The sequence below is a fragment of the Hyphomonas sp. genome (assembly GCF_036964145.1).
Lineage (GTDB): Bacteria > Pseudomonadota > Alphaproteobacteria > Caulobacterales > Hyphomonadaceae > Hyphomonas.
In genome coordinates this window covers 14194-41105 of sequence record NZ_JBALUC010000001.1, presented here as the reverse complement: position 1 = coordinate 41105, position 26912 = coordinate 14194, and the positions used below count along the sequence as shown (strand labels likewise).

30 protein-coding genes are annotated in these 26912 nt (G+C 60.2%); 12 read left to right on the top strand and 18 right to left on the bottom strand.

The genetic code is table 11. From position 1 onward, the window contains the following. Positions 1-235: 235 nt before the first annotated feature. The gene (locus V7660_RS00200; RefSeq protein WP_335601096.1) at positions 236-523 is read right to left on the bottom strand and encodes a GIY-YIG nuclease family protein; all 288 of its coding nucleotides are present in this window, start codon (positions 521-523) and stop codon (positions 236-238) included. A gap of 552 nt (positions 524-1075) precedes the next feature. Between V7660_RS00200 and V7660_RS17200 the strand changes: the two genes are divergently transcribed. Next, entirely contained in the window at positions 1076-1336 is a 261-nt protein-coding gene (locus tag V7660_RS17200; protein ID WP_442910005.1) for a DUF3892 domain-containing protein, read from the top strand. A 50-nt stretch (positions 1337-1386) separates the two neighbouring features. Here V7660_RS17200 and hisA read toward each other — a convergent pair whose 3' ends face one another. Together hisA and hisH are read right to left on the bottom strand one after the other, a co-directional pair. Continuing rightward, positions 1387-2112, bottom strand: coding sequence for a 1-(5-phosphoribosyl)-5-[(5-phosphoribosylamino)methylideneamino]imidazole-4-carboxamide isomerase (gene hisA, locus V7660_RS00195; protein ID WP_335601095.1), 726 nt, complete (start codon positions 2110-2112; stop codon positions 1387-1389). A 91-nt stretch (positions 2113-2203) separates the two neighbouring features. Next, on the bottom strand, positions 2204-2851 hold the full coding sequence (gene hisH / locus V7660_RS00190) for an imidazole glycerol phosphate synthase subunit HisH (RefSeq protein WP_335601094.1): 648 nt from the start codon (positions 2849-2851) through the stop codon (positions 2204-2206). A 110-nt stretch (positions 2852-2961) separates the two neighbouring features. Between hisH and V7660_RS00185 the strand changes: the two genes are divergently transcribed. After that, positions 2962-4398, top strand: a complete 1437-nt coding sequence (locus V7660_RS00185) for an amidohydrolase (RefSeq protein ID WP_335601093.1) — start codon at positions 2962-2964, stop codon at positions 4396-4398. A gap of 9 nt (positions 4399-4407) precedes the next feature. On the opposite strand, the gene hisB is transcribed toward V7660_RS00185, so the two are convergent. Continuing rightward, positions 4408-5004, bottom strand: a complete 597-nt coding sequence (gene hisB, locus V7660_RS00180; protein ID WP_335601092.1) for an imidazoleglycerol-phosphate dehydratase HisB — start codon at positions 5002-5004, stop codon at positions 4408-4410. 162 nt (positions 5005-5166) lie between these two features. Here hisB and V7660_RS00175 point away from each other — a divergent pair, with 162 nt between their 5' ends. Then, positions 5167-6879, top strand: coding sequence for a putative bifunctional diguanylate cyclase/phosphodiesterase (locus V7660_RS00175; RefSeq protein ID WP_335601091.1), 1713 nt, complete (start codon positions 5167-5169; stop codon positions 6877-6879). On the opposite strand, the gene V7660_RS00170 is transcribed toward V7660_RS00175, so the two are convergent. From V7660_RS00170 to V7660_RS00150, 5 genes are all read right to left on the bottom strand, one after another. Next, complete coding sequence (locus V7660_RS00170) at positions 6876-7400, bottom strand: GNAT family N-acetyltransferase (protein WP_335601090.1); 525 nt, start codon at positions 7398-7400, stop codon at positions 6876-6878. The genes V7660_RS00175 and V7660_RS00170 overlap by 4 nt on opposite strands. 14 nt (positions 7401-7414) lie before the next feature. Continuing rightward, positions 7415-7843 (bottom strand): nuclear transport factor 2 family protein, encoded by a 429-nt coding sequence (locus tag V7660_RS00165; protein ID WP_335601089.1) that lies wholly within the window; start codon positions 7841-7843, stop codon positions 7415-7417. A 20-nt stretch (positions 7844-7863) separates the two neighbouring features. Beyond that, positions 7864-8292: a hypothetical protein gene (locus V7660_RS00160; protein ID WP_335601088.1), complete on the bottom strand. Its 429-nt coding sequence runs from the start codon at positions 8290-8292 to the stop codon at positions 7864-7866. 60 nt (positions 8293-8352) lie between these two features. Next, positions 8353-9402 (bottom strand): HpcH/HpaI aldolase/citrate lyase family protein, encoded by a 1050-nt coding sequence (locus V7660_RS00155; protein WP_348212237.1) that lies wholly within the window; start codon positions 9400-9402, stop codon positions 8353-8355. 70 nt (positions 9403-9472) lie between these two features. Beyond that, a complete protein-coding gene (locus V7660_RS00150) occupies positions 9473-10117 on the bottom strand; it encodes a putative 2OG-Fe(II) oxygenase (RefSeq protein WP_335601086.1) in 645 nt (214 codons plus the stop codon). Positions 10118-10328: 211 nt separating this feature from the next. Here V7660_RS00150 and V7660_RS00145 point away from each other — a divergent pair, with 211 nt between their 5' ends. After that, complete coding sequence (locus V7660_RS00145; protein ID WP_335601085.1) at positions 10329-10502, top strand: YqaE/Pmp3 family membrane protein; 174 nt, start codon at positions 10329-10331, stop codon at positions 10500-10502. Here V7660_RS00145 and V7660_RS00140 read toward each other — a convergent pair whose 3' ends face one another. The 3 genes from V7660_RS00140 to V7660_RS00130 form a co-directional block, all read right to left on the bottom strand. Continuing rightward, positions 10503-10727, bottom strand: coding sequence for a hypothetical protein (locus V7660_RS00140; protein WP_335601084.1), 225 nt, complete (start codon positions 10725-10727; stop codon positions 10503-10505). A 91-nt stretch (positions 10728-10818) separates the two neighbouring features. Further along, positions 10819-11736: a tyrosine recombinase gene (locus V7660_RS00135; protein WP_335601083.1), complete on the bottom strand. Its 918-nt coding sequence runs from the start codon at positions 11734-11736 to the stop codon at positions 10819-10821. 45 nt (positions 11737-11781) lie between these two features. Next, a complete protein-coding gene (locus V7660_RS00130; protein ID WP_335601082.1) occupies positions 11782-12348 on the bottom strand; it encodes a TetR/AcrR family transcriptional regulator in 567 nt (188 codons plus the stop codon). 141 nt (positions 12349-12489) lie between these two features. Between V7660_RS00130 and V7660_RS00125 the strand changes: the two genes are divergently transcribed. Then, a complete protein-coding gene (locus V7660_RS00125) occupies positions 12490-13434 on the top strand; it encodes an SDR family NAD(P)-dependent oxidoreductase (RefSeq protein ID WP_335601081.1) in 945 nt (314 codons plus the stop codon). Between the two features lie 123 nt (positions 13435-13557). Here the strand turns inward: V7660_RS00125 and V7660_RS00120 are convergent, their stop codons facing one another. From V7660_RS00120 to V7660_RS00110, 3 genes are all read right to left on the bottom strand, one after another. Continuing rightward, positions 13558-15513, bottom strand: a complete 1956-nt coding sequence (locus V7660_RS00120) for a DUF3604 domain-containing protein (RefSeq protein WP_335601080.1) — start codon at positions 15511-15513, stop codon at positions 13558-13560. Positions 15514-15579: 66 nt separating this feature from the next. Beyond that, positions 15580-17184, bottom strand: coding sequence for a hypothetical protein (locus tag V7660_RS00115; RefSeq protein ID WP_335601079.1), 1605 nt, complete (start codon positions 17182-17184; stop codon positions 15580-15582). Further along, the gene (locus V7660_RS00110; RefSeq protein ID WP_335601078.1) at positions 17174-17308 is read right to left on the bottom strand and encodes a hypothetical protein; all 135 of its coding nucleotides are present in this window, start codon (positions 17306-17308) and stop codon (positions 17174-17176) included. The genes V7660_RS00115 and V7660_RS00110 overlap by 11 nt, the downstream gene beginning before the upstream one ends. Before the next feature lie 149 nt (positions 17309-17457). Here V7660_RS00110 and V7660_RS00105 point away from each other — a divergent pair, with 149 nt between their 5' ends. The 3 genes from V7660_RS00105 to V7660_RS00095 are packed head-to-tail and all read left to right on the top strand — an operon-like array spanning position 17458 to position 20390. Continuing rightward, positions 17458-17976 carry a shikimate kinase gene (locus V7660_RS00105; protein ID WP_348475270.1) on the top strand — a complete coding sequence of 173 codons (519 nt, stop codon included), beginning with the start codon at positions 17458-17460 and terminating at the stop codon, positions 17974-17976. A 2-nt stretch (positions 17977-17978) separates the two neighbouring features. Further along, positions 17979-19103 (top strand): 3-dehydroquinate synthase, encoded by a 1125-nt coding sequence (gene aroB, locus V7660_RS00100; RefSeq protein WP_335601076.1) that lies wholly within the window; start codon positions 17979-17981, stop codon positions 19101-19103. Between the two features lie 24 nt (positions 19104-19127). Continuing rightward, positions 19128-20390 carry an HlyC/CorC family transporter gene (locus V7660_RS00095; protein ID WP_335601075.1) on the top strand — a complete coding sequence of 421 codons (1263 nt, stop codon included), beginning with the start codon at positions 19128-19130 and terminating at the stop codon, positions 20388-20390. Here the strand turns inward: V7660_RS00095 and V7660_RS00090 are convergent. Together V7660_RS00090 and V7660_RS00085 are read right to left on the bottom strand one after the other, a co-directional pair. After that, the gene (locus V7660_RS00090) at positions 20370-20714 is read right to left on the bottom strand and encodes a hypothetical protein (protein WP_335601074.1); all 345 of its coding nucleotides are present in this window, start codon (positions 20712-20714) and stop codon (positions 20370-20372) included. The two genes, V7660_RS00095 and V7660_RS00090, sit on opposite strands and share 21 nt — an antisense overlap. A gap of 78 nt (positions 20715-20792) precedes the next feature. After that, positions 20793-21065, bottom strand: a complete 273-nt coding sequence (locus tag V7660_RS00085) for a BolA family protein (protein WP_335601073.1) — start codon at positions 21063-21065, stop codon at positions 20793-20795. Positions 21066-21096: 31 nt separating this feature from the next. Here V7660_RS00085 and V7660_RS00080 point away from each other — a divergent pair, with 31 nt between their 5' ends. The 3 genes from V7660_RS00080 (at position 21097) to V7660_RS00070 (ending at position 24379) form a co-directional block, all read left to right on the top strand. Next, a complete protein-coding gene (locus tag V7660_RS00080; protein WP_335601072.1) occupies positions 21097-21720 on the top strand; it encodes a DnaJ domain-containing protein in 624 nt (207 codons plus the stop codon). A gap of 1 nt (position 21721) precedes the next feature. Further along, positions 21722-23215: a glycerol-3-phosphate dehydrogenase gene (locus V7660_RS00075; protein WP_335601071.1), complete on the top strand. Its 1494-nt coding sequence runs from the start codon at positions 21722-21724 to the stop codon at positions 23213-23215. 159 nt (positions 23216-23374) lie between these two features. Then, positions 23375-24379, top strand: a complete 1005-nt coding sequence (locus V7660_RS00070; protein WP_335601070.1) for a complex I NDUFA9 subunit family protein — start codon at positions 23375-23377, stop codon at positions 24377-24379. Positions 24380-24381: 2 nt separating this feature from the next. Here the strand turns inward: V7660_RS00070 and V7660_RS00065 are convergent, their stop codons facing one another. Continuing rightward, a complete protein-coding gene (locus V7660_RS00065) occupies positions 24382-25233 on the bottom strand; it encodes an undecaprenyl-diphosphate phosphatase (RefSeq protein ID WP_335601069.1) in 852 nt (283 codons plus the stop codon). Positions 25234-25466: 233 nt separating this feature from the next. Here V7660_RS00065 and V7660_RS00060 point away from each other — a divergent pair, with 233 nt between their 5' ends. Continuing rightward, positions 25467-26912, top strand: coding sequence for an NAD(P)-dependent oxidoreductase (locus tag V7660_RS00060; protein WP_335601068.1), 1446 nt, complete (start codon positions 25467-25469; stop codon positions 26910-26912).

Sequence of the window (26912 nt, the reverse complement as noted above, 5' to 3'; positions counted from 1 at the left end):
CGATGGATCCGTTCGCGCGGCGCCGGTAACGAAGACCCGGGACCATGGGCCCCCTTGAGGGTGCTCGCCGAAATTCCTGTCCGGCGCGGCGGGCGGTAACGCTCCATTCCGTAGCCATTACAAACTCAAGGCGGAGCGCCACGGCGCCTGCCGCGCCTCGGCTTCGCCTCGCGGAGCTAGACTAAAGGATACCCGGATGGTTCGTGCCAGTCCGGCCAAACGTGCAGGACAAAGACTATTGATTCAGGATGAACCACAAATCCTTCCAATCCGGATTGGTCTCTTCGATCAGGCGAACCTTCCAGGCGCGCTTCCATTTCTTGATCTGGTATTCCCGCGTCTTCGCCGCCTCTCGCGTATGGTGCGCCTCCATCCAGACAAGTCGTTTGATATCATGCTTGCGGGTATGGGCCGCGCCGCGGCCTTCCCGATGGGACAGCACACGGGCCCCAAGATTATCCGTATGGCCCGCATACAGTGCGCCATTCTTCCGATTGGCCATGATGTATGTATAGAACGCCACGCGAGCCCCCCTGAAACCGCAGCGCCTGAACTCTACCTGCCTCAGGCAGAGAGGAAAAGACTTACACCCTCCCTCACCTCCGAAGATACCTGCGCAGGCAGGTATCCATCTCCTGACGCTGCCTCATGCGTCGTGTGGACAGATTCCGAGATGGCCCCCTGCCTCCGCAGGGGGCTGCGGCAAGTCGGGCACGAATAATCCGAATCATCGGTGACAGCATCGATTCGGATTAGCTTTGAGATATCGACACTTTAAGTGGAAGCAGAAGAATTATGCCCGCAGAAGTAGTGAACAAATCGGGAATACACCCGAAATATCCAATTTTTCGGGTAGAGCCCGGGGGAATTCACAAGCGTGATACTAGACTCGCTGACCAGTGCTTAGTCTACTATATGGGATGCACACAGATTGTGCGTCCCGAGAGGGCACGGTTACTCGCATTCGAACTCAAGTGCCGTGTCCCCTCGGTCCATTAACCGCCGAAGCGGTATGTCCTTTTTAGGGATGATTTCCCCATCCGACAACCCTTCGGTTTCTATATAGGAGCCCAAGATGGGTGAGTATCAAATAACGCATATTCGGTTAGACGGACCTGATGCGGACCGTCGCATTGATTTACTAAAGGGGCCTGAGTTTGGACCTTCTTCGGTAGACGATGTAGTGACATGGATGAAGGCGGGTCACAAATTTTGGGTCGCTGGAAACCCAAGTGCGTGGTTAGAGGATAAGACATCGTCCGCTGATAGGCCTTATGTCAGAACAGTGCCTGACGGAAAGTACGATAATAACTTGTACGCTCTTCCCAAAATTTAGTGCAATGTTGCAATACTCGCTGGGCGTGGTTCACGCCCAGCGAACACACATCACGATACAAATTCCAAAACCTCCGCCGCCACAATATCCCCATCATAAAGCGCCCGCCCGAGGATGGACCCCGCAATCGGTGCATCTGCCGCGATCAGGGCGCGGATGTCATCAACGCTGGCCACACCGCCCGAGGCGATGATCGGGATGCTGACCGTATTGGCAAGCTCAGCCGTGAACGGAGCATTGACGCCGGCCTTCAGGCCGTCGCGGCCAATATCGGTGGCGACGATGGCGGCGACGCCGCAGCCTTCAAACGCCTTGGCGAGTTCAGTCGCCTTCATGTCGCTGGTCTCGGCCCAGCCCTCGACCGCGACCATGCCGTGCTTCGCATCAATGCCGACCACGACCTGGCCCGGCAAGGCGCGGGCCGCCGCCTTGACCAATTCGGGGTCGCGCAGCGCGGCGGTGCCGAGAATGACGCGCGAAATGCCGGCCTCCAGCCAGGCATCGATCTGGGCGCGGGTGCGGATGCCGCCACCGAGCTGTACCGGCGCATCGGTCGCTTTCAGGATCGCCTCGACCGCGTCGCGGTTGACCGCCTTGCCCTCAAAGGCGCCGTTCAGATCGACGACATGCAAATGCGTGAACCCCGCCTCGCGGAAGGCACGTGCCTGGTCCGCCGGACTGTCGGAAAACACGGTCGCCTGGTCCATCTCACCGCGCAGCAGGCGGACGCACTGGCCGTCTTTCAGATCAATGGCGGGATAGAGGGTAAAACTCATGTTGTCTCCTTAGCGCTCATCCTGAGCGAAGTCGAAGGAGAGCGCGGGCTGGGAGCGGCTCGCCCTTCGACTTCGCTCAGGGTGAGCCGGGTCATGGGGTCCATGTCAGGAAATTGGAAAGGATGCGCAGGCCGACGCCTTGCGATTTCTCGGGGTGGAATTGCGTGCCGAACAGATTGCCCCGCGCCACCGCTGCCGTGATCGCCTGCGCGCCATAGCTGGCGGTTGCGGCCACATCGGCCGGGTCGGTGACGCTGAACGCATAGGAATGCGTGAAATAGACATGCGGCTCTGGCCCGAGCCCCGCCAGGACGGCGTGCGGCGCGCCGGAAAAGCTGAGCCCGTTCCAGCCCATATGCGGCACGCGAAAGCCCTCGCCGGGCTGGATGCGCGAGACCTCGCCGCCGATCCATCCGAGGCCCGGTGTCGCGCCATCCTCGCGGCCCGTCTCCGCCATCAGCTGCATGCCGACACAAATGCCGAGGAAGGGTTTGCCGCCCTTGAGGCAGGCGGTTTCCAGTGCCTCGACCACGCCCGCCTGCGCCCGCAATCCGGCGGCGCAATCGGCGAAATGCCCGACGCCCGGCAGCACGACCCGCTCGGCGGCGAGAATGTCCTCGGCGCGGTTCGTGATGCGAATCTCGTGTCCGGTGTTGGCCAGCCGTGCGGCTTCGCGCAGGGCGCGGCCCGCAGAGTGCAGGTTTCCGGATCCGTAGTCGATAAGGGCAACAAGGCTCATGGCGCGCTCTTAGCCTCGCACTCGGCCTGAGGGAAGGGAAAAGCCGCCCTTGCGCCCAGGGGCAAGGTGCCGCAATCTCGGCAGGAAACCCCATCTCACGGAGCCTGCCCATGCGATCCATCCTGCCCGCCCTCTCCGCCTGCCTGCTCATGGCCTGCGCCGCCACGCCTGCCTGGCCGGACGCCGCCGAAAGCGAAGCGCTCAGTCAGGCGCGCAGCCAGTCGGAGCTGACGGAATCGCTGGCGAGCCAGATGTGGGACTGGGCCGAAGTCGGATACCAGGAAGAGAAATCGTCTGCCCTGCTGCAGGACACGCTGGCCGGGGAGGGCTTCACCGTCACGCCGGGCGTGGCCGGCATTCCAACCGCCTTCATGGCGGAATACGGCAGCGGCGGCCCGGTGATCGCCATCCTCGCCGAGTTTGACGCTCTGCCGGGCATCAACCAGACGGCCTCGCCCGTGCGGGAGGAGATTCCGGGCAAGGGTGCGGGCCATGCCTGTGGGCACAATCTCTTCGGGGCCGGGTCTGTCTCTGCGGCGATCGCCGTGCGCCACTGGCTGGAAGAGAGCGGCACGCCGGGCCGTGTGCGCATCTATGGCACGCCTGCTGAAGAAGGCGGCTCCGGCAAGGTCTACATGGTCCGTGCGGGCCTGTTCGAGGATGTCGATATCGCCATGCACTGGCATGCCGGGGACCGGAATACGGCCGCTGCGAATACGTCACTCGCCAACCGGTCGGCCAAGTTCCGCTTCCGGGGGATCTCCGCCCACGCCGCCGGCGCGCCTGAACGTGGCCGTTCTGCGCTCGATGGCGTTGAGGCGATGAACATGATGGCCAACATGATGCATGAGCACATGCCCCAGGACGCCCGCATGCATTACGTCATCACGTCCGGCGGGTCGGCCCCCAATGTCGTGCCGGACTTCGCCGAAGTCTTCTACTATGTCCGCCATCCGGACCCCAAAGGCGTTGAAGCCATCTGGGCCCGCCTCGAAGACGCTGCTCGCGGCGCGGCCCAAGGCACGGGGACAAAGGTCGACTGGGAAATCATCCACGGCAACAATCCACTGCTTGTGAACGAGAAACTGGCCCGGATGATGGACGAAAAGCTCCGTCAGGTGGGCGGCGTGGAATATACGGCCGCCGAACTGGAATTCGCCGAGACCATCGCCTCGACCTTCGACAATCCGGCGCGCGAGATCGCCTCAGCCGCCGAGATCCAGCCCTTCGAGGTTTCGCTCGGCTATGGCTCCACCGATGTGGGCGACGTCTCCTATGCCGTTCCGACGGTTGGCCTGCGTACCGCCACATGGGTGCCGGGCACGTCCGCCCATTCCTGGCAGGCTGTTGCCGCCAGTGGCACATCAATCGGTTACAAGGGCGCGCAAATTGCCGCGGAAACGCTGACGCTCGCCGCCGTGGAACTGTTCACGAATGAAGACCTGCGCGCCGAGGCTCGCAAGGAGTTCGACGAGAAGCGTGGCCCGGATTACGAATACAAATCCTTGCTGGGTGACCGCGACCCACCGCTCGACTACCGGAAATAGGTCCCAGGCCTAAAGGCTGCCCTTGGTGCTGGCCGGCTTGCCACCCAGTTTCGGGTCAATGGCAATTCCCGCGCGCAGCGCCCGGGCTGTCGCCTTGAAGCAGGACTCGGCAATGTGGTGGCAATTCTCGCCATAGAGGTTCTCTATGTGCAGGCACATGCCGCCATTTCCGGCGAGGGCATGGAAGAACTCCTTGAAGAGTTCGGTGTCCATTTCGCCGATCTTGTCGCGGCTGAAATCCACTTTCCAGATCAGGTAAGGCCGCTTGCAGAGGTCCAGCGCAGCGCGGGACAGCGTCTCATCCATGGGCACATAGGCGTGGCCGAACCGGGTGATCCCTGCAAAGTCGCCCAGTGCCTTCAGAATGGCCTGTCCGATGACAATCCCTGTGTCTTCAACGCTGTGGTGCATGTCGATGTGCAGGTCGCCTTTGCAGCGCACGGTCAGATCGATGGCCGAATGCTTGGAGAAGCTCTCCAGCATGTGATCGAAGAAGCCGATCCCGGTCTCGATGTCTGACTTGCCGGTACCATCCAGGTCTACGGTTACCGAAATATCGGTTTCCTTGGTGGTGCGGGAAACGGTGGCGGTGCGATTACTGGTCATGCTGGCCCATATAGTGCGTTGAACGGGCTACAGCTAGCGCGTTTTGTTCACTGATTCCTAAACATATTCCGGAAACATAGTTACCGCACTCATAGGTGGTGACGTGGTGAGGAAGATCTGAGCGTGGATAAGCAGAGTTTCATATCGAGACTACTGGGTCGTATGACCATACCGAAGTTTGCGGCCAGTTGTGCTGCACTTGCTACGGTCCTCATCTTCGTGGGCGTATGGACCATCGAACAGGCTTATGGTGCGCTGATAGAGGGTAAGGCCTGGACTGACATGTCCTTGCCGCTGTGGGCAATTGCCGCCCTGATCCTGGCGTCCGCTGCAGTTGCCGCTATAACAGCCTGGTTCTTTGCCCGGGAATTCCAGAATGTGCTGGTCGATTTCACGCGCTATCTTGAAGTGGCGCAGATTGATCCTTCTGCCCGCCTGTCCAATGTGTCCTTTGTCGAGTTGCGCAGGTTGCGTTCGGTCGTCATCCGGTCGGTTGGCAAGTTGCGCCGGGACAATGATGCGCTCAGACGCACAGCCTATGAAGACCCGCGCACAGGGATGCCGAACCTGATCGCACTGGAAGAGCACATCACCAAGACGCTGCCACGCGCAAAGTATGAGACGCCAGCGGCATTGATTGTGCTCGATCTCGATAATTTCACGCGCGCCTCCGAACGCCTCGGCGCGCTGGCAAGCGAAGCGGTGCTGAAGGCCTGCGGCCAGCGCATGACAACTGCTCTCGACGCGCTCGAAGGCCCGGTACGCACCGGGCTGAATGATTGTATGCTTGCGGCGATGCAGGCGGATAGTTTTGCCCTGTACCTGCCGAGCGCCGTCAGCCGTGACTATGTCTCCAACATTGCGCGGGCCATCCGCCTCGCCTTTGCGGACCCCTTCATTGTCTCCGGTCAGTCTGTCACGCTCGGTATTTCAGGCGGTATCGTCATTGCGCCGGAAGATGCCGATACGATGCACAAGCTGTTCCGTCACGCTGAACTGGCCTTGCGCCAGGTGCGCAATGATACCGGATCCGGCTTTCGCTACTTCTCACCCCGCCTCAACCGTGTGGCACGCGGCAAGTACATGCTGGAAGCGGAACTGCGTGACGCGGTCGCCAATAGGGAATTCAAGACGCATTTCCAGCCCAAGATCGATTTCCAGACCGGACAGGTTGTCGGCGCCGAAGCGCTGGCCCGCTGGATCCGGCCGAATGGCAAGATCATCTCGCCAAACACGTTCATTCCGCTGGCCGAGGAGACCGGTCTCGTCAACCAGATCGGCGAACAGGTCCTGGAAGCGGCGTGTGAGTCGGCGCGTATCTGGATGCAGGAAGGCTTTAACGCCACAGTCGCCGTGAACGTTTCGCCGCGCCAGTTCCAGGCAAGTGACCTGACTGAAACGGTTCTGGCTATCCTGAAGCGGACCGGCCTGCCGCCGAACCGGCTGGAACTCGAGATCACGGAAAGCATGGCCGTCTCCGAGCCGGAAAAGGTCGCCCGCGTCATGCGCCCTCTCCGGAGCCTCGGCACGAAACTCGCGATTGACGATTTCGGGACCGGGCATTCGAATCTGTCCATCCTGACCCAGCTGCCGTTCGACGTCTTCAAGATTGATCGCCAGTTTGTCTCCGCCCTGGAATCGGATGAACAGGCCCCCGCGATCATTGAAATGATCCTCGCGATGGCCGAAACCCTCGGCCTGAACACAGTGGCAGAAGGCGTCGAAACGGAACGCCAGGCTGACTTCCTGCGACGGCGCGGCTGCTCCATGGCGCAGGGCTTCCTCTACAGTGCCGGCTTGCCGCACGAAGCCTTCATGGATTTCATTCGGGGTTGGAGCAGCAAGACCCAGGCGGTACGCCAGCAGGTCGGCTAGCTGCCTGCATTGCGGCGGTACACATTGACGGTCGCATCTCTGTAGGCTGACGTCTCCCAAAACTCATAACCGCATTTCTCGGCGACACGCTGGGACCCGGCATTGCCCGGATCGACAATGCAGACGCTTTGTCCGGGCCGGTGTTCATCCAGCCAGTCATGCATCGCGCCGACCGCTTCGCTGGCAAATCCCTTCCCCCAGGCGGATTCCACAAAGACCCAGCCAGCCTCAGGCCATTGCGACAGGTCGGGGATCATGCTCCGCATGAAGTCCGAGAAGCCGCCTTCCCCCAAGAATTCGCCGGTGATGCGGTCTTCAATGGCCCACGAACTGTAGCCGAGAATGTCCCACATGCCGCGATTGCGGCAGAGCGTGAACCAGACCTTCTGACGAGACCTGGGCTGCCCGCCGATATGCTTCGTTACGGCAGCCGATCCCCACATTGCAGCCGAAGGCTCGAAGTGGCGTGCTTCGGGCGGGCAGAGGACCAACCGGTCGGTGATGATGACAGGCAAACTCATGAGGGGTGTATAGCTCAGGCTTTTTGTTTCATCTTTTCCAGCATGGCGCCCATCGCGGCATGGACGGCCTGCATGCCCTTCAGGGGACGGACCATTACCTTGAAGTCGTCGATCTGGCCGTCTGCGTTCCACGCGATCATGTCGACACCATTCACGAGGATGCCATCCATCTCGCATTCAAATTCGAGGACAGCCTTGTCCTCGCAATCGAAGACGCGTGTATAGCGAAATGTGTCCCCGCCCAGCGTTTGTCCGGCGGCGGTCAGATACGCCATGGTGATCGGCTTGCCTTCCTGGGGCGTGTGGACGACCGGGCTCTTGAACACGACCTCATCGGCCAGTTGGACCGACAGGCCTTGAGGAGAATGGTCCCCATTCATCCAGTCGAACCAGCGCTGTAGGTTCGGGCTGTGCCCGGTCATCGGAATAAGGTGCTCTGCCATCGGAATTTTCTTCCCTTTGTTTATTCTTGGAGTGCCGTGACCGGCTTGCCGATCAGATAGTCGCCTGGATCATTGAAGCAGTTGCCGCGAAGGGCCACCCAGCCGCCCGGAAAGTCCGGCTCGGTGAAGACGATGTCGACGCGGCCCCAATTGTAGTGGGACTCTCCTGTGACCGGGTCCGTGACGGCGACATCGCACAGCTCAATGTCCGGGCTCTCTGCCTCGACCCATATGCCGGCATAGGCGCCGCGGCCCTCATAGACCCCCGCCAGATCCTTGATGTAGACCGTGCCCCGATCAGCCAGGCCCGGATAAGACCAGACCGCCCAGCCATCATCGGTTTCGTTCTCATAGACAACGTCGCCGATGGGCGTGGACCAGACTTCATCTGCAATGGCAGACAGACCCAGAAGGCTCAGACCCAGCAGGGTCGTCATGGATTTCCACATCGTTGATACTCCCTCTTCAGAGAGCGACCCTACCACGCGAATGCTCGACGTGAAGCGGAATCACGCCTCGTATGCCGCAGCAAGGTCCGGGTCCTTGGACGCAACCAGGTCGGCAAGGTCGGAAATCACTTTGGCTTGTTTCCAGGTTGCATCGTCCTGCATCTTGCCATCGATCATGGCGACGCCGGAGCCGTCCGGCATGGCCTCAAGGATTTTCCGCGCAAATTTCACTTCCTTCGGATCCGGACTGAAGACGTTCTTGGCGATCGCAATCTGGTTCGGATGAAGGCTCCAGGTTCCGGAACAGCCGAGGAGGAAGGCGTTACGGAATTGCTGTTCGCAGGCCTCTAGGTCCGAAATGTCGCCGAACGGGCCGTAGAAGGCGTTGATGCCGGCCATGCGGCACGCATCCACCATGCGCGCGATGGTATAGTGCCAGGGATCCTGCTGGGCATTGGCGCGGGGCGAACCGTCTTCATTCGGGTCGTCGATGACACGGTAGAAGGGGTGGCCGCCGCCTACGCGGGTGGTCTTCATCTTGCGGTCCGCGGCGAGGTCTGCCGGGCCGAGGCTGATGCCCTGCATGCGCGGGCTGGCCAGTGCGATCTCTTCCACGCGGGCCATGCCCTGCGCAGTTTCAAGGATGGCATGGAACAGGATGGGACGGGTCAGGCCGGCTTTTGCTTCGAGTTGCGCAACATATTGGTCGGCAAAGTGGATGTCCCACGGGCCTTCGACCTTTGGCAGCATGATCACGTCCAGCTGATGACCGGCTTTCAGGACGAGTTCGCTGACATCTTCCTGAAACCAGGGAGAGTTCAGCGGGTTCACGCGGCTCCAGAAACCTGTGCCCTTGCCTTGCCAGTCATACATGGAGGCCATTTCGATGGCGCCGGCACGGGCCGCATCTTTCGCGTCGGCCGGAATTGCGTCTTCGAGGTTGGCCAGCATGACGTCCACGCCCTCGGCCATGTTCGGGACCTTGGCACGCACCTTGTCGAGATGCGGCGGGACGAAGTGGATCATCCGCTCCAGCCGTACGGGCAGGTCGCGCATCGGGGCAGGGGCGCCGATAGCCAGCGGTTTGAAAAAGTCTCTTGGTGTTTTCATGCTCATGCGTTCCTCCTTGTTGCGGCGCAACATAGAGGGCGGTCAGATGGCGTCAATCAGTCAGAAAGGCTCAGGCCTCTGATTCGACCACTGACAGGTTCATGCTGAAGGAACGGCGTTCCCCCGGGGTCTTGAACGGATAAACGCTGTGAAACATGTAAGAGGGGAAAATATAGAAGTCCCCGACGCGCGGGCGAATCATGAAATTCGACACGGAGTAATGCGTATCCGTGCCGTGGGCGAATTGGAGATGGCCGTGCGAGGGATGGTGATCGAGATCGTCCTCGGCCCATTCCTGATCAATTCCGTCCGGCAGCTTCAGGTATCCCACACAGGACAAGGCGCACCCCGTATGGATGTGGAGCGGATTGTACTCATGCTCATATTGGCGGACGAACCAGCCCGCCATGACGTTCAGCTCGAACCGCTTGGTCGTGTGATCATAGTCACCAAAAGACCCGCGCCGACTGGCGCGCACATGGTATTCTATCAAGGCATTTCCGAGCGCCGCAGCCGTCGCATCGACCAGGGGTTTGGGGAAACGGAGTTCCTGGCGAACCTTGCCAACCAAGCTATCGGAATGGTCTTCCAGCTGCTCGCTCATCGACGCGTTCAAATGGTCGACAAGAGCGGGGGGCATGCGCACATAGCCCATCATCGGGCCGAATGGCGTAAAGAATTCCTTGTCTCCCGTAGGAGTGAAAATAGCCGACACAGCGGACTCCCGTCACGCGCCCGCACACCTCACCCGGTACGGTCGAAACTACACAAATTAAAACGCCCTCGCTGGGGTCTAACCCCGGCCGAGCGGACGGGTCAATCCAATTACCGTCTTCCGTCGAGGTGCGTTTGTGAGCAATAGGCCAATGGAACACTTGGCCCTGTCACACGTTGCACGGGCAGTCCATTTCGAAAGGAAACCTGTCATGTCCCTGCTCATGATCCTGCTCACTATTTTTCTGCCCCCTGTCGCCGTTGCGGTGAAGGAAGGGATCGGCCTGCAATTCCTGCTTAACGTTCTGCTGACGCTCATCGGCTGGTTGCCGGGCGTGGTGCACGCTTTTTGGGTAGCATCACGCGGGTCTGCGACCGCAGCCTGATTATTCTTCGGTCGGCGCAGTTTCTGCGTCCGACCGGAATGCCCGTCGGAAGATGGCCACAGACAGCGCTGCGACACCGATTGCGGTGACAACTTCGCCCCCAATGATGACGTTCAGTCCGGCGTGAAGCTCGGACAGGATGGCCCAGGTCATGGTCATCAGCGTGATCGCGGCAATTTCAGAAATCAGGAATGTGGGGATAATGGCGTTGAGGAGGCGTTGCATCATAGGTGTCCATGGAGGTTGCGGCGAAATCTCGTGGTTTCAGATATCGGATGAGCAACGGAGTTCGGCAATATGCCAAACTGAGTCGGCGCTATATTTTTTGCGCGAGCGGGTGAGCCGTCTCCAGCAACTCCGCCAACTCGTCCGTCAGCACATGCGTGTAAATCTGGGTCGTGGCGATATCCGCATGGCCAAGCAGCGTCTGCACACTCCGCAAATCTGCTCCGCCCATAAGCAGATGCGTGGCATAGGCATGTCGCAGCGCATGCGGGTGGACCCGGTCAGCCCGCAGGCCCGCCTTCAACGCCAGTGCTTCCAATAGCTGACCAAGACGGCGCCGGGTCAGATGGCCCGACTTGCCACGCGATGGAAACACGAAGGGTTCGGCGCGGCCTCTGGCCAGAGAGCCTTCCGGCAGATGATCTTCTCGAACTGCCAACCAGTCTGACAGTCCCCGCAGGGCTGGCCGTCCGAGCGGGCACAATCGTTCCTTGCCGCCTTTGCCGCGCACAATCACATCCGTGGTGATCCAGCGGGATCCCTTGCGCCTCGGCAATTGACCGAGCTTGAGGGACACCAGTTCGCTCGCGCGCAGGCCTGCCCCATAGAGCAGTTCGACCAGGCATTTCAGCCTCAGATCCTCGCCGCAAGCGTTGAGGAGATCAGCCATCTCTTCGCGCGACAGGACATCTGGCACGTCCCGGCCGGGTTTCGGGCCGTCGATCTTGGCGGTCGGGTCGTCCTTGCGGTCGCCCTCCTCGAACAGGAAGCGGAAGAAGCGCCGGACGGCCGACAGTTTCCGGGCTTGCGTAGACGGCGCCATGCCCCGTTTCGAGAGGTCTCTCAACCAGCCCGAAATCTCCTTGCCGTCAGCGTCGCACAGCGCACCGCCGCAGGATTCCGACGCGTCCAGCAAGTCGCGGCCGTAGGCGTCCAGCGTGTTCGCAGACGAGCCGCGCTCCGCAGACATCATCTCAAGGAAGGCTTCGATACGCGCGCGATCAGACATGTTTCAAGACTGGCACACAGACATTGAAAGGGCGTGAATGCCGTATCAGTCCCGCCGCAGGCCCGCGATCAACAGGTCGACCATGGCGCGGGCGCCGGGCTCCCAATCTGTTTCAGGTGCAACGTAGAAAATGCCAGCGACGGCGCGCAGGAGGTCAAAGGGATCGGGCACAGCGCGGATGTCCCCCGCCTGCTCGGCGTGACGCACAAGGCGTTGGATGGCATTACGCATGATGTCGCCCGAATTGGCATAGAGATGGTCGGCGTTGCCGCCCAGCGCCGCAGCGACCAGCTTCTTGGTCGACAAATAGTCGATGCATACCAGAAGCCATTGGCGGAGGGCCTCGACTGGGGGCTCTGAAGCAATCAACCGGTCTGCGGCCTCGCCGAGCTGGCTGATCGCCTGACGATAGACTTCCTCGATCAGCGCGTCACGGGTCGGGAAATGGCGATAGAGCGTACCGATCCCCACGCCTGCCGTGCGGGCGATTTCCTCAAGGCTGGTCGCGGCGCCATCGCGGGCAAAAGCGCCTTTTGCCGCATCCAGCAAGCGCAGGCGGTTTCGTTCGGCGTCCGCGCGGGGGCGCTTTTTGGCAACAGGTTTTTCGGCCACGAGAAAATCTCTCCTTGTAAAACGGAGGCTTCCTCCGTATATGAAAGCGGAGGCGCCCTCTCACTTATCCCGTATTGGCGCCCCGTTCCAGCCCCTTCGGCTTTGTCGGGATTCCTACACATCCATTCCCAGGAGACTGCAATGTTCGGAAAAACTTCCACAACTGAAGATGTCCTGTCCGGCGTCGACCTTACCAGCAAGCGCGTGCTCGTTACCGGCGTGTCATCCGGGCTCGGCGTCGAGACAGCCCGTGCGCTCGCCGCCCATGGCGCTGAAGTGGTCGGCGCGGCGCGGGACCTTGCAAAAGCCGAAGGCGCCTTGGCGCAGGCCGGCGCCAAGATCGATCTGGTCGAACTGGACCTTGCTTCCCTCGCAAGTGTTCGCGCCTGCGCCGACGGCCTCAACGCTACGGGCAAGCCATTCGATATCGTCATCGCAAACGCCGGCGTCATGGCCACGCCGCCCATGAAGACCTCGGACGGTTTCGAGATGCAGTTCGGCACGAACCATCTCGGCCATTTTACCCTGATCAATCGGATCGAACCCTTGATCAAGGATGGCGGCCGGGTGGTGATGCTTTCGTCCGCCGGTCACCGCTTTTCTGATGTGAACCTTGATGACCCGAATTTCGAGACGACCGAATACACACCATTCGGCGCGTATGGCCGGTCAAAAACCGCGAATGTCCTGTTTGCGGTGGAATTCGACCGTCGCCACAAGACACGCGGCGTGCGGGCAACGGCCGTCCACCCGGGTGGCATTCAGACCGAGCTTGCCCGTCATATGACGGAAGAAGACCTCAACACGCTGATTGAGCGGATGGAAGCCCGGAGGGCTGAGACAGGCCAAGGAGGTTTCCAGTACAAATCCATCCCGCAGGGGGCAGCCACCTCCGTTTGGGCTGGGACCGTTGCGAATGCCGAAGAGGTCGGCGGGCGCTATTGCGAGGACTGCCATGTCACGACGAGAGTGACCGATGAAGCGTTCGATGCGGCGTCGGAAGGGGTGCGTCCCTATGCGCTCGACCCAGACAATGCCGCCGCGCTCTGGGCGAAGAGCGAGGAAATGGTCGGAGAGCGCTTCTGAGCCTCTGGACTCACCTGCCGCGACACGGATGTTCCTGTCGCGGCGGGTTGCCGTCAGTCTACGGGCTTGTGCGAAAGTATTAATTGAGTCCCTTTCAGGAGGAAGAGCACGCCTGCGGAAAGATCATTCCGGATTCACCCAGATAGGTGAGGTCCATGCGCGCTCCTGAATTAGCACGGGCATGTTCGGATTGGGCGGTGAGCCGTTGCGGACCGCATCCCATGTCGACCAGCGACACGATGGGTTCTCCAGAACACGGACATAATAGGCGGCGCGGCGCGCCGGGTCATAGTTCGGGTCCGTCCACAAGGTCTTCAATTCGCCAACGCCACTACCGGGCTCTGTGGAACAGTCGGAAATGTCTACATTGGCGCCATTTTCGGGGCACCGGTGCGTATCCGCGTCTGGTTTGGCGCCGCCAGAGCATGCAGCATCATAGACTGCCTCATGCGCCTTCCCCTGGGCATCGGTCCACACTTTGATGATCTGCAAACGCTGCAGCGGATAGGAAGCCGGGTCCCGGATCGCCCACGCGAGAATTGACGGGGCCTGCTGTGTTCCGACCAGTTCGCTGCCTTGTGACACGCCGGTACGGTAGGCCGCCGACACCAGGTCCGGATCTGACAACATGGCCTGTTCAAATCCGTACCCGGCGAACATGCGTGCTTTTATTCGCGGCCCGGAGGTTCCGAACGTCTCCTTGCGACGCATGGCATCGAAGATGGCTTCACGCGTATTTTCATCGGCCCATACGCCCGCCAGACCAGATGCGCTGTATTTGCCAGCAGACAATTTGCGGCGCATGCTGGGCTTTACCGCGCCGGGCGGCAAGCTTTTCAGTGATGCAACGCCATCCCAACTGTCCGCGCCTTCTGGCGGGATGGAATGTCGGAATTCCGGGTTTGACCCATCTTGCGGAAACTTTCCGGTAAAGATCGTTTCATCGAAAGACCCGGCGCCGATATGTGTATCGCTGGAGCCAATGAAGCCGAATTTGTAGGGGTTGAAGTTCTCTACTTCTTCGAAACCCAGTCCGCGCGCCAACGCGTTGCGGGCGAAATCTCCGATGTGCGGTGTCGACTTCGCGGCACTTCCTACCAAAGTATCGTAGATCTCGAAATTCGCCCATTCATCATTAGGAGAAAGTGCTGGGTGAGCGTCGGACGTGCCCTTGACCTGCGTAATTTCGATGACGGGTTCGTTGCGCATGCGGGTGACGGCGTAGTTTGCGGTCAATTGACCACCCTCATAGGTCTCGGACGCAAACATTTCGCCATTTGATGCGTTGGAATTGTGTGGGATGGACATGACATCCAGACCCTCAGCACGTTGCGCATCCATCCAGACCCACAGGTCTTCCGGATTGGGGGAATCGAGGGTCGAAAACAGCCGGTCAGGCGCGGCCCCCCGGAATATGACATTGCGGTGCAGGTTTGCAGCGGCCGGAATTTCGGAGTCCATGACCTCTGTCATGGCGGTGAATTCGTAACCGGAGAAGGCGGTGAACTTGCCGGGCTCATTATGGCGTTCGGCCGTCTCAATGTTCTTGACCCAAGCGGAGTCGATGACTTCTCGGTCGTAGATCTCTTCCACTTCTTCGCCCGTCACAATGGTGATGCCCACATTATGGAATGACTGGGCAGGGTTCGTCGCGTCCGGTCCGAATACGGATTTTGCGAAATTCGTGCGCGACAGATTCGTACCGGGCGTGGCCATGACCGGCATGATGCCGAGATATTCGCCATGATCCGTGACGGCGAGAAAATCGAGCGGACTGTCCAGCTGGATTTCATAGCCGCCGTCTGTGAGTAATTTCTCGCCCTTTGCATAACGATACGCGTCATCGGGCGTTGCGCGGACGGACGATATGAAGGCATCAAAAGACTGCCCCGTATGGACATGCAGATCACCAAACAGTGCGGTCCTGTCGGACGGATCAATTGATGGTGTGCTCGTCGGGACATTCGCGATCGGCCCTTCGGCTGACGTGGATGCCTCCGGTTGTGTTTTGACCGGTGTGCCACACGCTGAAGCTGCAAGTGCCAGAGCAGACGCCCCGGCCAGTATGGATACCCTCATAATTCCTCCCGTTTTTCGTCCACCATCAGCCTTCTGGGGGCAAGATCAACGAAATTCGGGAAGTTTCTAGTTGAGCGCTTTCCAATAGCCAGTTGATTCCAACGCCATTTGACGGGCGGCATCTTCGGCGCCGATCCGTTGCAACGCCTTCAAGAGGAGGAGCAGGCTGGCATCGTCGAGGGCGGTTGGATCGCCTTTTGTCATCCCGACCGTGGACAGGATAACTTCGCCTGCCGCATCGGCCTCAGCAGCGGCAAGCACACCCAGCAATTGCAAATCGATTTCCGGCGTGGCCTCGCGTTCGGGGGCATTCACCACCAACCGGCGGGCGTCGGCCGGGGGGGCAATGCCGAGCGCTGTCCAGAGGGCAAACAGGCGGGCGGCGGTCTGCTTTTGCAGATCGGACTCCGCAAGGGCTGCCAGTCGTTCGCCATTATAGTCGCTGGCGCTGCGTGTGGTTTCACTTCCCGCCAGCGTTGCCAGGGCCGACATGAGCGCCGAATCGAAGCTGCCATCCTCAGGCGCGCCTTCCATTGTGTTGGCAGACGACCAGTCCCTGGCGTCTGGGAAATGGCCTGTCGCCAGCGCGGACCGGGCGAACAGCGGGGCGTTTGAGACGGTGTCTATATTGATGGGAAGGCGCTCAATCTCGTTCCACAGAAGCCGGGAGACCGCGCTGAAATGAGCCGGGCTGTCCATTGCGTCTTCCAGTGCGGCCGCCAAGGCGAAAGCGCGGTCTTCATCGGTGACCAGCGGATCACGGGCTGCATAAAGCGCGCTTTCAAGCGGAGACGATGGCACGAAGCCGGGATCGGAAATCAGCTTGAAGAACAAGGTCCGATATGGGTCGGTCGGCAGCATGCCTGCCTGCGCCGCGATCCCGGCGGCCTCGACGCGCAATGCTTCCGGTAATTTCGGATGCAGGGCCATGGCGGCTGCGAGATCCGGGCGGCGCGCCGGGATGGGCTCTTCGGGCGGAGCGAGTCCGGCTTCGGCCGAAATTGCGAGGTTCAATCCGGAAGAGTAATCCGCCTCCGGCGCGTCTGGCAGTTCGCCGGACGTCGCAAACACAGCGGCGAGAAGCCAGGAATCGACGGCGTCCTGTTGCAGCGCCATCTCGATGGCGAGTTCGGCGCCGGCGGTATTGCCTTTCAGCGCCGCGCAGACAGCGCGTAGTTTGGCCCAATAGCCTGAAATCCGGTCAGGCGCGTTCAGCATGTCGCAAGCCGTCGCCTCATTGCCGAGCGCAAGATTCAAATCGGCGACGATTTCGTCTGCATCAAGGCCGGGTGGCGGGGTGTCGAGCCGTGCCATCAGAGTGGCAGCGGCTTCCGCTTCCCCCAGATCATACATGATCCGGGCGCGCTCTGCCCGGAGCAGCGGTTCCTGTATCCCGGCCGGGGGCGTTGCGGGCGACATTGCCATGCGTTGCATCAACGTCCGCTCGGCCGGGGTCAGGTCATGCGTGCGGACATCCCGCATCAGAGGCAGCAAATCATCGGCGTCAGAGGCGCGCCACATGTCGGTCGGCAGGGAAGGCTCACCAGCTTCGAGAAAACTCATACCCCACGGATTGACCAGGCCCAGACCGGAATCCTCGATTTGGGCGCCTGCTGGCAGGCCGCCTGCAAGGACAAGGCAGGCGACCGAGACAATGCCCTTAAAGGACATTGTCGACCTCAATGCGTATTTCACCAGGTTCCGGCTTGCCCTTTTCGGCCTGTCCGCCCAGCCACCAGGCGACGCCCAGAACGAGGACTACCAGCAGGCCCAGAAGGATGAGAAACTTGCGCATGGCTATTTACCCCTAGATACAGAATTCCGGCGCTGGATTGCGAAGGCGCCACAGCAACTATAGGACATGAACCGAACAGAGCCCGAAAGTCCAGAATGCCTTCTGACAGTGACAGTACTTCCCGACCGGTTGACGCGACATTGCCATACATGTCGCGGACGGTTGCGCTTGTCGGATTGATGGGAGCCGGGAAATCAACGGTCGGGCGCCGTCTGGCCGAGAAGATGGGCCGGGAATTCTTTGACAGTGATTCGGAGATCGAGAAGGCGGCTGGCCTGTCGATCACCGATATTTTCAAGCTTCACGGAGAAGAGGATTTCCGGCGCGGCGAGCATCAGGTGCTGAAACGCCTGTTGGACCTGCCGCCTCACGTGCTGGCTACTGGCGGCGGGGCCTATCTCAACAATGAGACCCGTGCGCTGATGCAGAAGAATGCGGTCACCGTCTGGCTGAACGCGGATCTCGAAACCTTGTGGCGGCGGGTCCAGAAGCGCGATACGCGCCCCCTGCTCCGGCGCCCCGATGCCAAGGACGTGCTGACCAATCTGCTGGCCGAGCGCGAGCCGATCTATTCCCAGGCCGATCTTGTTGTGCCGTCAAAGGACGGCCCGCACGGCACCACCGTCAATGCCATATACAAGGCCCTCCAGACATGGACACCGAAGTGAACATGACCGCGCCCCTACTCGAGACCGTGACCGTAGACCTCGAAGACCGTAGCTATGACATTCTGGTCGGCCATGGCGCCCTGGATCAATTGGCCGCGCGCCTCTCGCCCATGCTGAAGCAGTCACGGGTTTTCGTCCTGACGGATGAGACGGTTGAGCGCATGCACCGCCACCGGCTGGACGAGGCGCTGAAATCAACTGGCATGAAAACGTTATGGAAATCCCTGACGCCCGGCGAGAAAACGAAATCCTTCTCCAATCTCGAAGGCATCCTGGACTGGCTGCTCGAAGCCTCTGCTGACCGCAGCGATGTGCTCATTGCGCTCGGTGGTGGCGTCATTGGAGACATTACAGGCCTCGCCGCCAGCCTGATGAAGCGCGGCATGAAGTTCGTGCAGGTGCCTACAACCCTGCTGGCCCAAGTCGATTCCTCGGTTGGCGGCAAGACCGCGGTGAACACGCCGCGCGGCAAGAACTCGATTGGCGCCTTCTACCAGCCGCAATTGGTGATCGCAGATACAGCCCTGCTGGAAACGCTGCCGGCACGTGAGCTTCGTGCGGGATATGCGGAAATCGTGAAATACGGCCTGATCAATGATCCGGACTTTTTTGCCTGGCTCGAAGAGCATGGCGAGGCGGTCTTGGCGCTGGACCCGGGGGCGATCGCCCATGCTGTGGCGACCAGTTGCCGTGCGAAAGCTGCCATCGTGGCCGAAGACGAGCGTGAAACGGGCGTCCGAGCCCTGCTCAATCTCGGGCACACATTCGGGCATGCGCTCGAGGCAGCAAATGGCTACGCGCCGGACCTGCTGCACGGCGAAGCCGTGGCCATCGGCATGGCGCTTGCCTTCCGCTATGGCGCCGCGCAAGGCATCACACCTGAGGCCGATGCAGACCGCGTGACGGCGCATCTTGATGCAACAGGCCTGCAATCAGCCATTCCGGGCCGGCAGGGCGGCCCCTACACGGCCGCGCGCCTTGTCGAACTGATGCAACAGGACAAGAAGGCCAGAGGCGGGCGCGTGCCCCTGATCCTCGCAAGAGGCATTGGCCAATCCTACATTCACGCGGATGCAGACCTCACTCAAGTCGAAGCCTTTCTCCGCACGGAATTGCTGGAAGGCTGATCCACACATTATGAGACCCTATCCATGATTGCCGGTTACATCATTTCTATCCTCGTGCTGCTTGGCCTGTCCGGCTTCTTTTCCGGCTCCGAGACGGCGCTGACCGCTGCATCGCGCGCCCGCATGCACCAGTTGGAAAAGGATGGGGACAAGCGGGCCGAGACGGTGAACCGGCTGATCAGCAATCGTGAAAACCTGATCGGCTCCATCCTGCTGGGCAACAATCTCGTGAACATCCTGGCGTCGGTTCTTGCAACATCCCTGTTTACGGCGCTGTTCGGTCAGGGCGGGCTCGCGCTGGTATTGGCCACCGGCGTGATGACCATTCTGGTGCTCGTGTTTTCCGAAGTGCTACCTAAAACCTACGCGATCACGCGGCCTGACACGATGGCGATGAGCGTAGCCCGGCCGATCAGTGGCCTGGTCTGGGCGGTTGCCTGGATCGTCAAGCTCATCCAGTTCATCGTGACCATCACGCTCAAGATTCTCGGTCTGGGTGCACCGGCCGAACTGGTTACGGCAGAACAGGAAATCCGCGGTGCCATTGACCTGCATGCCTCCGAGGGCGGGGTGGGAGCCGAAGACCGTCTGCGTCTTGTCGGCGCGCTCGACCTGAAAGAGCTGACCGTCGAAGACGTGATGATCCACCGGAAGAATATCCGCATGTTGAATGCGGATACCGAGCCGCGCCAATTGGTGACGAAGGCGCTGGCGAGCCCGCACACCCGTTTGCCCCTATACCGGGGCGAAAAGGAAGAGATTGTCGGAATTCTCCACGCAAAGGATCTTTTGCGGGCGGCACTGCCCCTCGGCGGAGATCTCTCCTCACTCGATCTCGACTCCATACTGCGCAAGCCTTGGTTTGTGCCGGAGACAACCCCTGTTCAGGACCAGCTTGATGCCTTTCTGCAGAAGCGCAGCCACTTCGCCTTGGTCGTGGACGAGTATGGTGAACTTCAGGGCCTGATCACGCTGGAAGATATTCTGGAAGAGATTGTGGGCCACATCCATGATGAGCATGATGTGGCTGTGCAGGGCGTGAGACCGCAGCCGAACGGATCGGTCAATGTTGATGGCTGGGTCCCAATTCGAGACCTGAACCGTGCCACGGGTTGGAACTTACCCGATGAAGAAGCTGTCACAGTGGCAGGGCTCGTCATCCATGAAGCCCAGACCATTCCGGAACCCGGACAAAGCTTCGTGTTTCATGGCTACAGGTTCAATGTGCTGCGTCGCCAGCGAAACCAGGTCACCGGCCTGAACATATCAGAGGCCGAAACCGCCTGAGTCGGCATCGCGACTGGCCATGTGAATCTCTGGCGAAGGATCTTCGTCGCACCCATTCGCTTTCAGCCAGTTTTTTTCGGTCAATGACACGATATGAGCAGAATCCGGATCGGGATTGTCCATCGCGATCACAGCCCATTCGCTCTTGAGCGTAGGTACGTCATGGGAAACCGGAACGAAGACGATTTCTTGGCCTGACGTACAGACCGTGTCGCGAATCCAGTGCATCATGCCCAGATTCACCTTGTCCGAAGGGGTTTCACCAATCGCTGAACCTGCAATCATCGCGCCTGTTGCGGCGGCTATCATGAGTTGTCTTACCATCACCCGTTCTCCTCGACGGCTGCGAAATTAATGAACGAGTCATATTTCGGTTCCCCGTGGAGTCGGATTTTTCAAGAATCATGCCGCTTTCGCGTGTAAGGCGAGTGCGTGAAGGCCGGAGTCGAATTCGGATTGTAGTACCATCATGATGCTGCGCTGGGTCTGGACGCGCGACAGGCCTGCAAAGGCAGCCGAAGTGATTCGCACCGTATAATGGGTCTCTCCCCCCGGCGCCGCGCCCGCATGACCTGCATGTTTCTGGCTGTCATCCGTAATATCCAGCTCCACCGGGGCAAAAGCCTCGGTCAAAAGGTCACGAATTCGCGATAACCTGTTACTTGGCTGTGGCATCTTTAACCTGCACTCCTTATTATGCCGGGTCATGTCTGACGGTGACCCATTTTCCTATCGCGTTAAGTTCAAAGATATACGCATCAAGCCTCCCAAAGACGAGGCTTCGAGAGCGCGTGCGCAGAAGACTCGTGTCTGCGATCACAAGCAATGCGACCTTGAGGGGACCCACCCTGCGCCGAAGCGCCAGGGGAATGGTCGCCATTATTTCTGCCAGACGCACGCGGCAGAGTACAATCGCAGCTTCGATTTCTTTGAAGGCATGTCCCAGGCCGAGGCGGCTTCATTCGCCCGGTCCGAACGATACGGCCACAAGCGCACCTGGAAATTCGGTACAGGTCCGATGCGCGGTGAAAAGGGTACTCAAAAGCTGGATCCGCGCCGCTGGGCTGGCAGTAAATTCTTCAATGTAGATGATGTGGCCAGTGGTGAGACAGCCTCGTCCGGCCATCGCAACACGCTGCAGAAGCGCGCCCTCAAGGAGCTGGATCTGGAAACCGATGCCAAGCCTGCAGAGATTCGCGCACGCTATGCCGAATATGTGCGCCGCTTCCACCCGGACTCCAACAAGGGCGACCGATCCTCCGAACACAAGCTCCAGCGCGTGCTGCGAGCGGGCAAGCTTCTGAAGGCCGCAGGCCTGATGAAAGGCTGAGATGCACGACATTCTCGTGATCGGCGGCGGGATCAACGGCACCGGGATCGCGCGCGATGCGGCGGGGCGAGGACTGGACGTCGTCCTGTGCGAAAAGGATGATCTTGCCCAGCACACATCCTCGGCCAGTACCAAGCTGATCCATGGCGGCCTGCGCTATCTGGAGCAATATGATTTCAGCCTTGTCCGCAAGGCGCTGATCGAGCGCGAAATCCTGCTCAAGGCTGCCCCGCATATCATCTGGCCGATGCGGTTCGTCCTGCCCCATCACAAGGAATTGCGCCCGGCCTGGCTGATCCGGCTGGGCCTCTTCATCTATGATCACCTCGGCGGACGGAAACTGTTGCCGCCGACAAAGACGCTGCGGCGGAAATCGACGACAAAGCTTGATGCGCTCAAGCCGGAGTACCGGCTCGCCTTTGAATACTCGGATTGCTGGGTCGAAGATTCCCGTCTGGTCGTGTTGAATGCCGTCGACGCCAAGTCACGCGGCGCCGAGGTCCTGACCCGCACGCGCTGCACCTCGCTCGTGCGAAACGGTGATCACTGGGACGCGGTGCTGGAAGGCCCGACCGGGTCTGAAACCCGCTCGTTCAAGGCGGTCGTGAATGCCGCCGGCGCATGGGTTGACGATATCCTCGGCCTCGACCCTGGAAAGAAGACTGAAACGCACCTGCGCCTTGTGAAGGGCAGCCACATCATCGTGCCGCGCTGGCATGAAGGCGACCATGCCTATTTCTTTCAGAATGGTGATGGGCGCATCATGTTCGCGATTCCCTATGAACGCGGCGAGTTCACCCTGATCGGGACGACCGATGTTCCGTACGAAGCCAATCGCGACGAGGTGAAAATCACACAGGACGAGATCAAGTATCTCTGCGATGGCGCGAGCGAGTATTATGCGCGCGCGGTAACGCCTTCCGATGTGGTGGCGACCTATTCCGGCGTGCGGCCACTCTATGATGACCATGCCGCAAACGCCTCCAAGGTGACCCGCGATTACGTCCTGAAGCTGGACGATGAGGCTGGCGCGCCGATCCTGTCCGTCTTCGGCGGCAAGATCACGACCTATCGGGAATTGGCCGAGGATGCACTTCAGACGCTGGAGGACATTTTCCCAGGGGCCGGCAAGGAATGGACCCGCGACGCGGATCTTCCTGGCGGTGACATGCCCGGTGCCGATTTTGACGGCTTCTTCACCGATTTGAAACGGGACTATCCGAATCTGGATGCCGACCTGCTGGAACGGTTGGCGCGCGCTTATGGCACAAAAGTCCGGCAATTGCTGACCAATGCCGATACCGTGGCGGATCTCGGACGCATGTTCGGCGCAGGTCTTACCGAAGCCGAGGCGCGCTATTTGGTCGAGGCGGAGTTTGCCCGATCTGCCGACGACATCCTTTGGCGCCGATCAAAGCTGGGCCTGCACATGAGCGACGCAGAACGCGCCGCATTTTCAGACTGGATGACCGATCACATAAAGACGCACGCCTGACCCTTCCCGGCCAGTGATGCACCTACGGATGGCGCGTCTGTATATTCTGCAGGGCCGCGCTGTTTCGCCCGCCCTGCCTTGGTAGACAGGCGAACGGGTCTATGATCAAAGGCGCCATCCGGTTTATCGCGGCCCTGGCCGCTATGAGAGATACTGAAGATGACCAAAGGCTTGGTAACTGTTTTTGGCGGGTCGGGGTTCATCGGTCGCTACGCTGCCCGTGAACTCGTGAAAAAGGGATGGCGCGTCCGCGTTGCCTGTCGCCATGTGAACACAGCGGGCGACGTCCGTCTTGCAGGCCCTCCGGGATGGGTGGATGTCGTTCAGGCGAACATCCGCAACCGGGATTCGATCGAGCGCGCGCTGGAAGGTGCTGACGCCGTCGTGAACCTGGTCGGTATCATGTTCGAAAAAGGCGCGCAGACCTTTGAGTCTTCTCAAAGCGGAGGCGCCGCCCTCTTGGCGCAAATTGCTGCGGAGAAGGGGATTGCCCGTTTCGTTCAGGTATCCGCCATTGGGGCGGACGCAGACTCCTCCGCCGATTATGCGCGCACCAAGGCTGAAGCCGAAGCTGCCGTTCGTGACGCCGTTCCGACCGCGACCATTCTGCGTCCATCCATCGTGTTCGCGTCGGAAGATGAGTTCTTCAACCGGTTCGCCGCACTCGCGACGGCGCCGATGATGAATGTCTTTCCGCTCATGCCCGCCATTGGCGGGGGCTCCACCCGGTTCCAGCCGGTCTATGCAGGCGACGTGGCCGAGGCGATTGCGTTTGGCGTGGATGATGTGGCGACCGCCAGCAAGACATACGAACTCGGCGGCCCGCGCACCTACACGTTCAATGAAATCTACGACATCATTCTTGAAACGATCGACAAGCGGCGCTTCAAGATTCCGCTGCCCTTCTTCATCGCAAAGCCGATGGGATATCTGACAGCCGCCGTCTGGCGCTACATCCCACCCTTCTCCTGGGGCTTTCTGGGTGATCCGCCGATCACCGGCGATCAGGTCGAGCTGTTGAAGTCCGACAATGTCGTGGCTGACGATGCACTGACCCTGAAGGACCTTGGTGTGACAGAGCTGGAAACGGTCGAGGCGATCGTGCCATCCTATCTCTGGCGCTTCCGCGACTATGGCGAGTTCCACAAGCCGTCCGAGGCCTGAGCCTAGAACAGGCCGATCAGGGGTGATCCCAGGATCAGCACGGCGCCCAGCGCAAAGCGGTACAGTACGAAGGGCAGGAAGCTCATTCGGCTGAGCAGCGACATCAGGAACCAGATGGACGCAAGGCCGGTGACAAAGGCGATGCCCGCCACGATCAGGCCATCCTTGATGGTCAGGACCGTTTCGGTCGCATCTGCCGTCAACAGCCCCATCGCGCCGTAAAGTCCGGCGGCGGCGAGAATGGGCGCCCCGATCAGCATGGAGAACCGGGCCGCTTCCGTGCGGTCGTAGCCGAGCGCGCGCGCGGCGGTCATCGTGATACCGGAGCGGCTGGTGCCGGGCAGGATGGCGGCAATTGCCTGTGTCGCGCCGATCAGGAAGGCATGCCACATGGTCATGTCTTCTTCCTTGCGATCCCGGTCCCCCTTCACATCGGCCCACCAGAGCAGGGCGCCGAACAGGATCGTGGTTGCGGCCACGACATAGATGCTGCGCATGCTTTCCAGCATGTGTTCGGGCAGGAATTTCTCATAGGCGAAGGCCACGAGGACGGCGACCGGGGTCGCGACGATGACGGCGGCAGCCAGGCGCGCGCCTCTCGACAGTGGCGCCTTTGAAACAGGGGCGGCGATGAGTTCGAATCCGCCGCCGATGGCGCTGAGCACGTCCTTGCGGAAATAGATCAGCATGGCCAGCAAGGTGCCGAGGTTCGATACGGCATTGATCAGGAGTTCGTCCGCCGGGCTTGCCTGAAAGAAATCCGCCGCGAGCAATACATGGCCGGAGGAGGATACGGGCAGCCATTCCGTTGTGCCCTGCAACAGAGCGATGATGGCGAGCTGTAATAGGGACATCAGGCGGGCCTTACACTGTTAGGACAGACGTGAACTAAACCAATTCGGGGAAAATTCCATTCATCCTATACAAATCAAAATGATTTCTATTTGTTTGAGGTAAATCAATCCGCGACCAAAATGTCATTTTCAGGCAGTAATTGAATATCATTATAATCTGTATTGACGCGAATGCGCTTGCGAGGTGTGCGGGAAAGTCCTAAGTCCACACTTCTAATATCGGGAGCGCCGGAATGGCAGAAAAAATGCTGAAATTCACAAAGGTCGAACGGAGTATGCCCTCCAAGCGGACGGCGTTGGACCGTAGGGATGACTTTGAAGAAATCTATGCCGAATTCAGCAAGGAGAAGGCCAGCGAGCAGGCGACGCGGTGTTCCCAATGTGGTGTGCCATTCTGCCAGCAAGGCTGCCCGCTTTCCAACAATATCCCGGACTGGCTGAAGCTGGCCGCGGAAGACCGTCTGGAAGAGGCCTACCAGGTGTCATCCGCGACGAACAATATGCCGGAAATCTGCGGCCGTATCTGTCCGCAGGACAGATTGTGCGAAGGCATCTGTACGATCGAGCAGTCCGGGCATGGGACGGTGACGATCGGGTCGATCGAAAAATACATCACCGACAATGCCTGGGAGCAGGGCTGGGTGACGCCAATCACACCGCCTCGCGAGCGGACACAATCCGCCGGCATCATCGGCGCGGGTCCCGCTGGCCTCGCCGCCGCCGAACAGCTGCGCCGCAAGGGCTACCAGGTCACCGTTTACGATGCCTATGACCGTGGGGGCGGCCTTCTGGTTTATGGCATTCCGGGCTTCAAGCTGGAGAAGGATGTCGTCGAGCGGCGGATCAAGCGCCTTGAAGATTCCGGCATTGCGTTCAAATTCAATACCCGAATTGGCGAGACGGTCTCTCTCGCCACGCTGCGCGAAGAACACGACACGCTTCTGATTGCAACCGGCGTATATGCCGCAAAAGATCTGAAATGCCCCGGCAGCGGCGCCAAGGGCGTATTTCCGGCGCTGGAGTATCTGACCGCATCGAACCGCAAGAATTTCGGGGATGCAGTGCCGGCATATGATAACGGAACCCTGAACGCCGACGGCAAACGCGTGGTCGTGATTGGCGGGGGCGATACCGCGATGGACTGTGTCCGCACGGCCATCCGCCAGGGCGCCAAGAGCGTGACCTGCCTCTATCGGCGCGACCGCGCCAATATGCCGGGCAGCCAGCGTGAGGTGACGAATGCCGAGGAAGAAGGCGTCACCTTCGAATGGCTCGCTTCGCCAGATGCCATCCTCGACACGAAAGCGGGTAAGCTGAAAGCCGTCCGTGCCAGCCGCATGAAACTGGGCGAGCCGGATGCCTCCGGTCGCCAGTCTCCGGTCAAGACGGGTGAGACATTCGACATCAAGGCGGACATGGTGATCAAGGCGCTGGGCTTTGACCCGGAAGACCTGCCGGAACTGTTCGGCGAAGAAACACTGACCGTGAACCGCTGGGGCGCGGTCCGGGTCGATTATGCAACAATGGAAACCAGCCTGCCCGGCGTCTATGCCGCAGGCGATATCGTCAGGGGTGCTTCGCTCGTTGTCTGGGCCATCAAGGATGGGCGGGATGCAGCAGAAGCCATGCACAAGGCGATGAGAGCAGAAGAGCGCGCTTCAAAAGTCGCGGCGGAGTAA

Excerpts from the sequence above, each read along its gene's own strand:
- V7660_RS00070 (WP_335601070.1), top strand. The coding sequence starts at position 23,375 with ATGACCAAAGGCTTGGTAACTGTTTTTGGCGGGTCGGGGTTCATCGGT.
- V7660_RS00185 (WP_335601093.1), top strand. The coding sequence starts at position 2,962 with ATGCGATCCATCCTGCCCGCCCTCTCCGCCTGCCTGCTCATGGCCTGC.
- V7660_RS00060 (WP_335601068.1), top strand. The coding sequence starts at position 25,467 with ATGGCAGAAAAAATGCTGAAATTCACAAAGGTCGAACGGAGTATGCCC.
- hisH (WP_335601094.1), bottom strand. The coding sequence starts at position 2,851 with ATGAGCCTTGTTGCCCTTATCGACTACGGATCCGGAAACCTGCACTCT.
- V7660_RS00080 (WP_335601072.1), top strand. The coding sequence starts at position 21,097 with ATGTCTGACGGTGACCCATTTTCCTATCGCGTTAAGTTCAAAGATATA.
- V7660_RS00160 (WP_335601088.1), bottom strand. The coding sequence starts at position 8,292 with ATGTGGAAATCCATGACGACCCTGCTGGGTCTGAGCCTTCTGGGTCTG.
- V7660_RS00125 (WP_335601081.1), top strand. The coding sequence starts at position 12,490 with ATGTTCGGAAAAACTTCCACAACTGAAGATGTCCTGTCCGGCGTCGAC.
- V7660_RS00105 (WP_348475270.1), top strand. The coding sequence starts at position 17,458 with ATGTCGCGGACGGTTGCGCTTGTCGGATTGATGGGAGCCGGGAAATCA.
- V7660_RS17200 (WP_442910005.1), top strand. The coding sequence starts at position 1,076 with ATGGGTGAGTATCAAATAACGCATATTCGGTTAGACGGACCTGATGCG.
- hisB (WP_335601092.1), bottom strand. The coding sequence starts at position 5,004 with ATGACCAGTAATCGCACCGCCACCGTTTCCCGCACCACCAAGGAAACC.
- V7660_RS00085 (WP_335601073.1), bottom strand. The coding sequence starts at position 21,065 with ATGCCACAGCCAAGTAACAGGTTATCGCGAATTCGTGACCTTTTGACC.
- V7660_RS00120 (WP_335601080.1), bottom strand. The coding sequence starts at position 15,513 with ATGAGGGTATCCATACTGGCCGGGGCGTCTGCTCTGGCACTTGCAGCT.
- V7660_RS00115 (WP_335601079.1), bottom strand. The coding sequence starts at position 17,184 with ATGTCCTTTAAGGGCATTGTCTCGGTCGCCTGCCTTGTCCTTGCAGGC.
- V7660_RS00145 (WP_335601085.1), top strand. The coding sequence starts at position 10,329 with ATGTCCCTGCTCATGATCCTGCTCACTATTTTTCTGCCCCCTGTCGCC.
- V7660_RS00175 (WP_335601091.1), top strand. The coding sequence starts at position 5,167 with ATGACCATACCGAAGTTTGCGGCCAGTTGTGCTGCACTTGCTACGGTC.
- V7660_RS00110 (WP_335601078.1), bottom strand. The coding sequence starts at position 17,308 with ATGCGCAAGTTTCTCATCCTTCTGGGCCTGCTGGTAGTCCTCGTTCTG.
- V7660_RS00170 (WP_335601090.1), bottom strand. The coding sequence starts at position 7,400 with ATGAGTTTGCCTGTCATCATCACCGACCGGTTGGTCCTCTGCCCGCCC.
- V7660_RS00135 (WP_335601083.1), bottom strand. The coding sequence starts at position 11,736 with ATGTCTGATCGCGCGCGTATCGAAGCCTTCCTTGAGATGATGTCTGCG.
- V7660_RS00165 (WP_335601089.1), bottom strand. The coding sequence starts at position 7,843 with ATGGCAGAGCACCTTATTCCGATGACCGGGCACAGCCCGAACCTACAG.
- V7660_RS00075 (WP_335601071.1), top strand. The coding sequence starts at position 21,722 with ATGCACGACATTCTCGTGATCGGCGGCGGGATCAACGGCACCGGGATC.
- hisA (WP_335601095.1), bottom strand. The coding sequence starts at position 2,112 with ATGAGTTTTACCCTCTATCCCGCCATTGATCTGAAAGACGGCCAGTGC.
- V7660_RS00065 (WP_335601069.1), bottom strand. The coding sequence starts at position 25,233 with ATGTCCCTATTACAGCTCGCCATCATCGCTCTGTTGCAGGGCACAACG.
- V7660_RS00155 (WP_348212237.1), bottom strand. The coding sequence starts at position 9,402 with ATGAAAACACCAAGAGACTTTTTCAAACCGCTGGCTATCGGCGCCCCT.
- V7660_RS00090 (WP_335601074.1), bottom strand. The coding sequence starts at position 20,714 with ATGGTAAGACAACTCATGATAGCCGCCGCAACAGGCGCGATGATTGCA.
- aroB (WP_335601076.1), top strand. The coding sequence starts at position 17,979 with ATGACCGCGCCCCTACTCGAGACCGTGACCGTAGACCTCGAAGACCGT.
- V7660_RS00095 (WP_335601075.1), top strand. The coding sequence starts at position 19,128 with ATGATTGCCGGTTACATCATTTCTATCCTCGTGCTGCTTGGCCTGTCC.
- V7660_RS00140 (WP_335601084.1), bottom strand. The coding sequence starts at position 10,727 with ATGCAACGCCTCCTCAACGCCATTATCCCCACATTCCTGATTTCTGAA.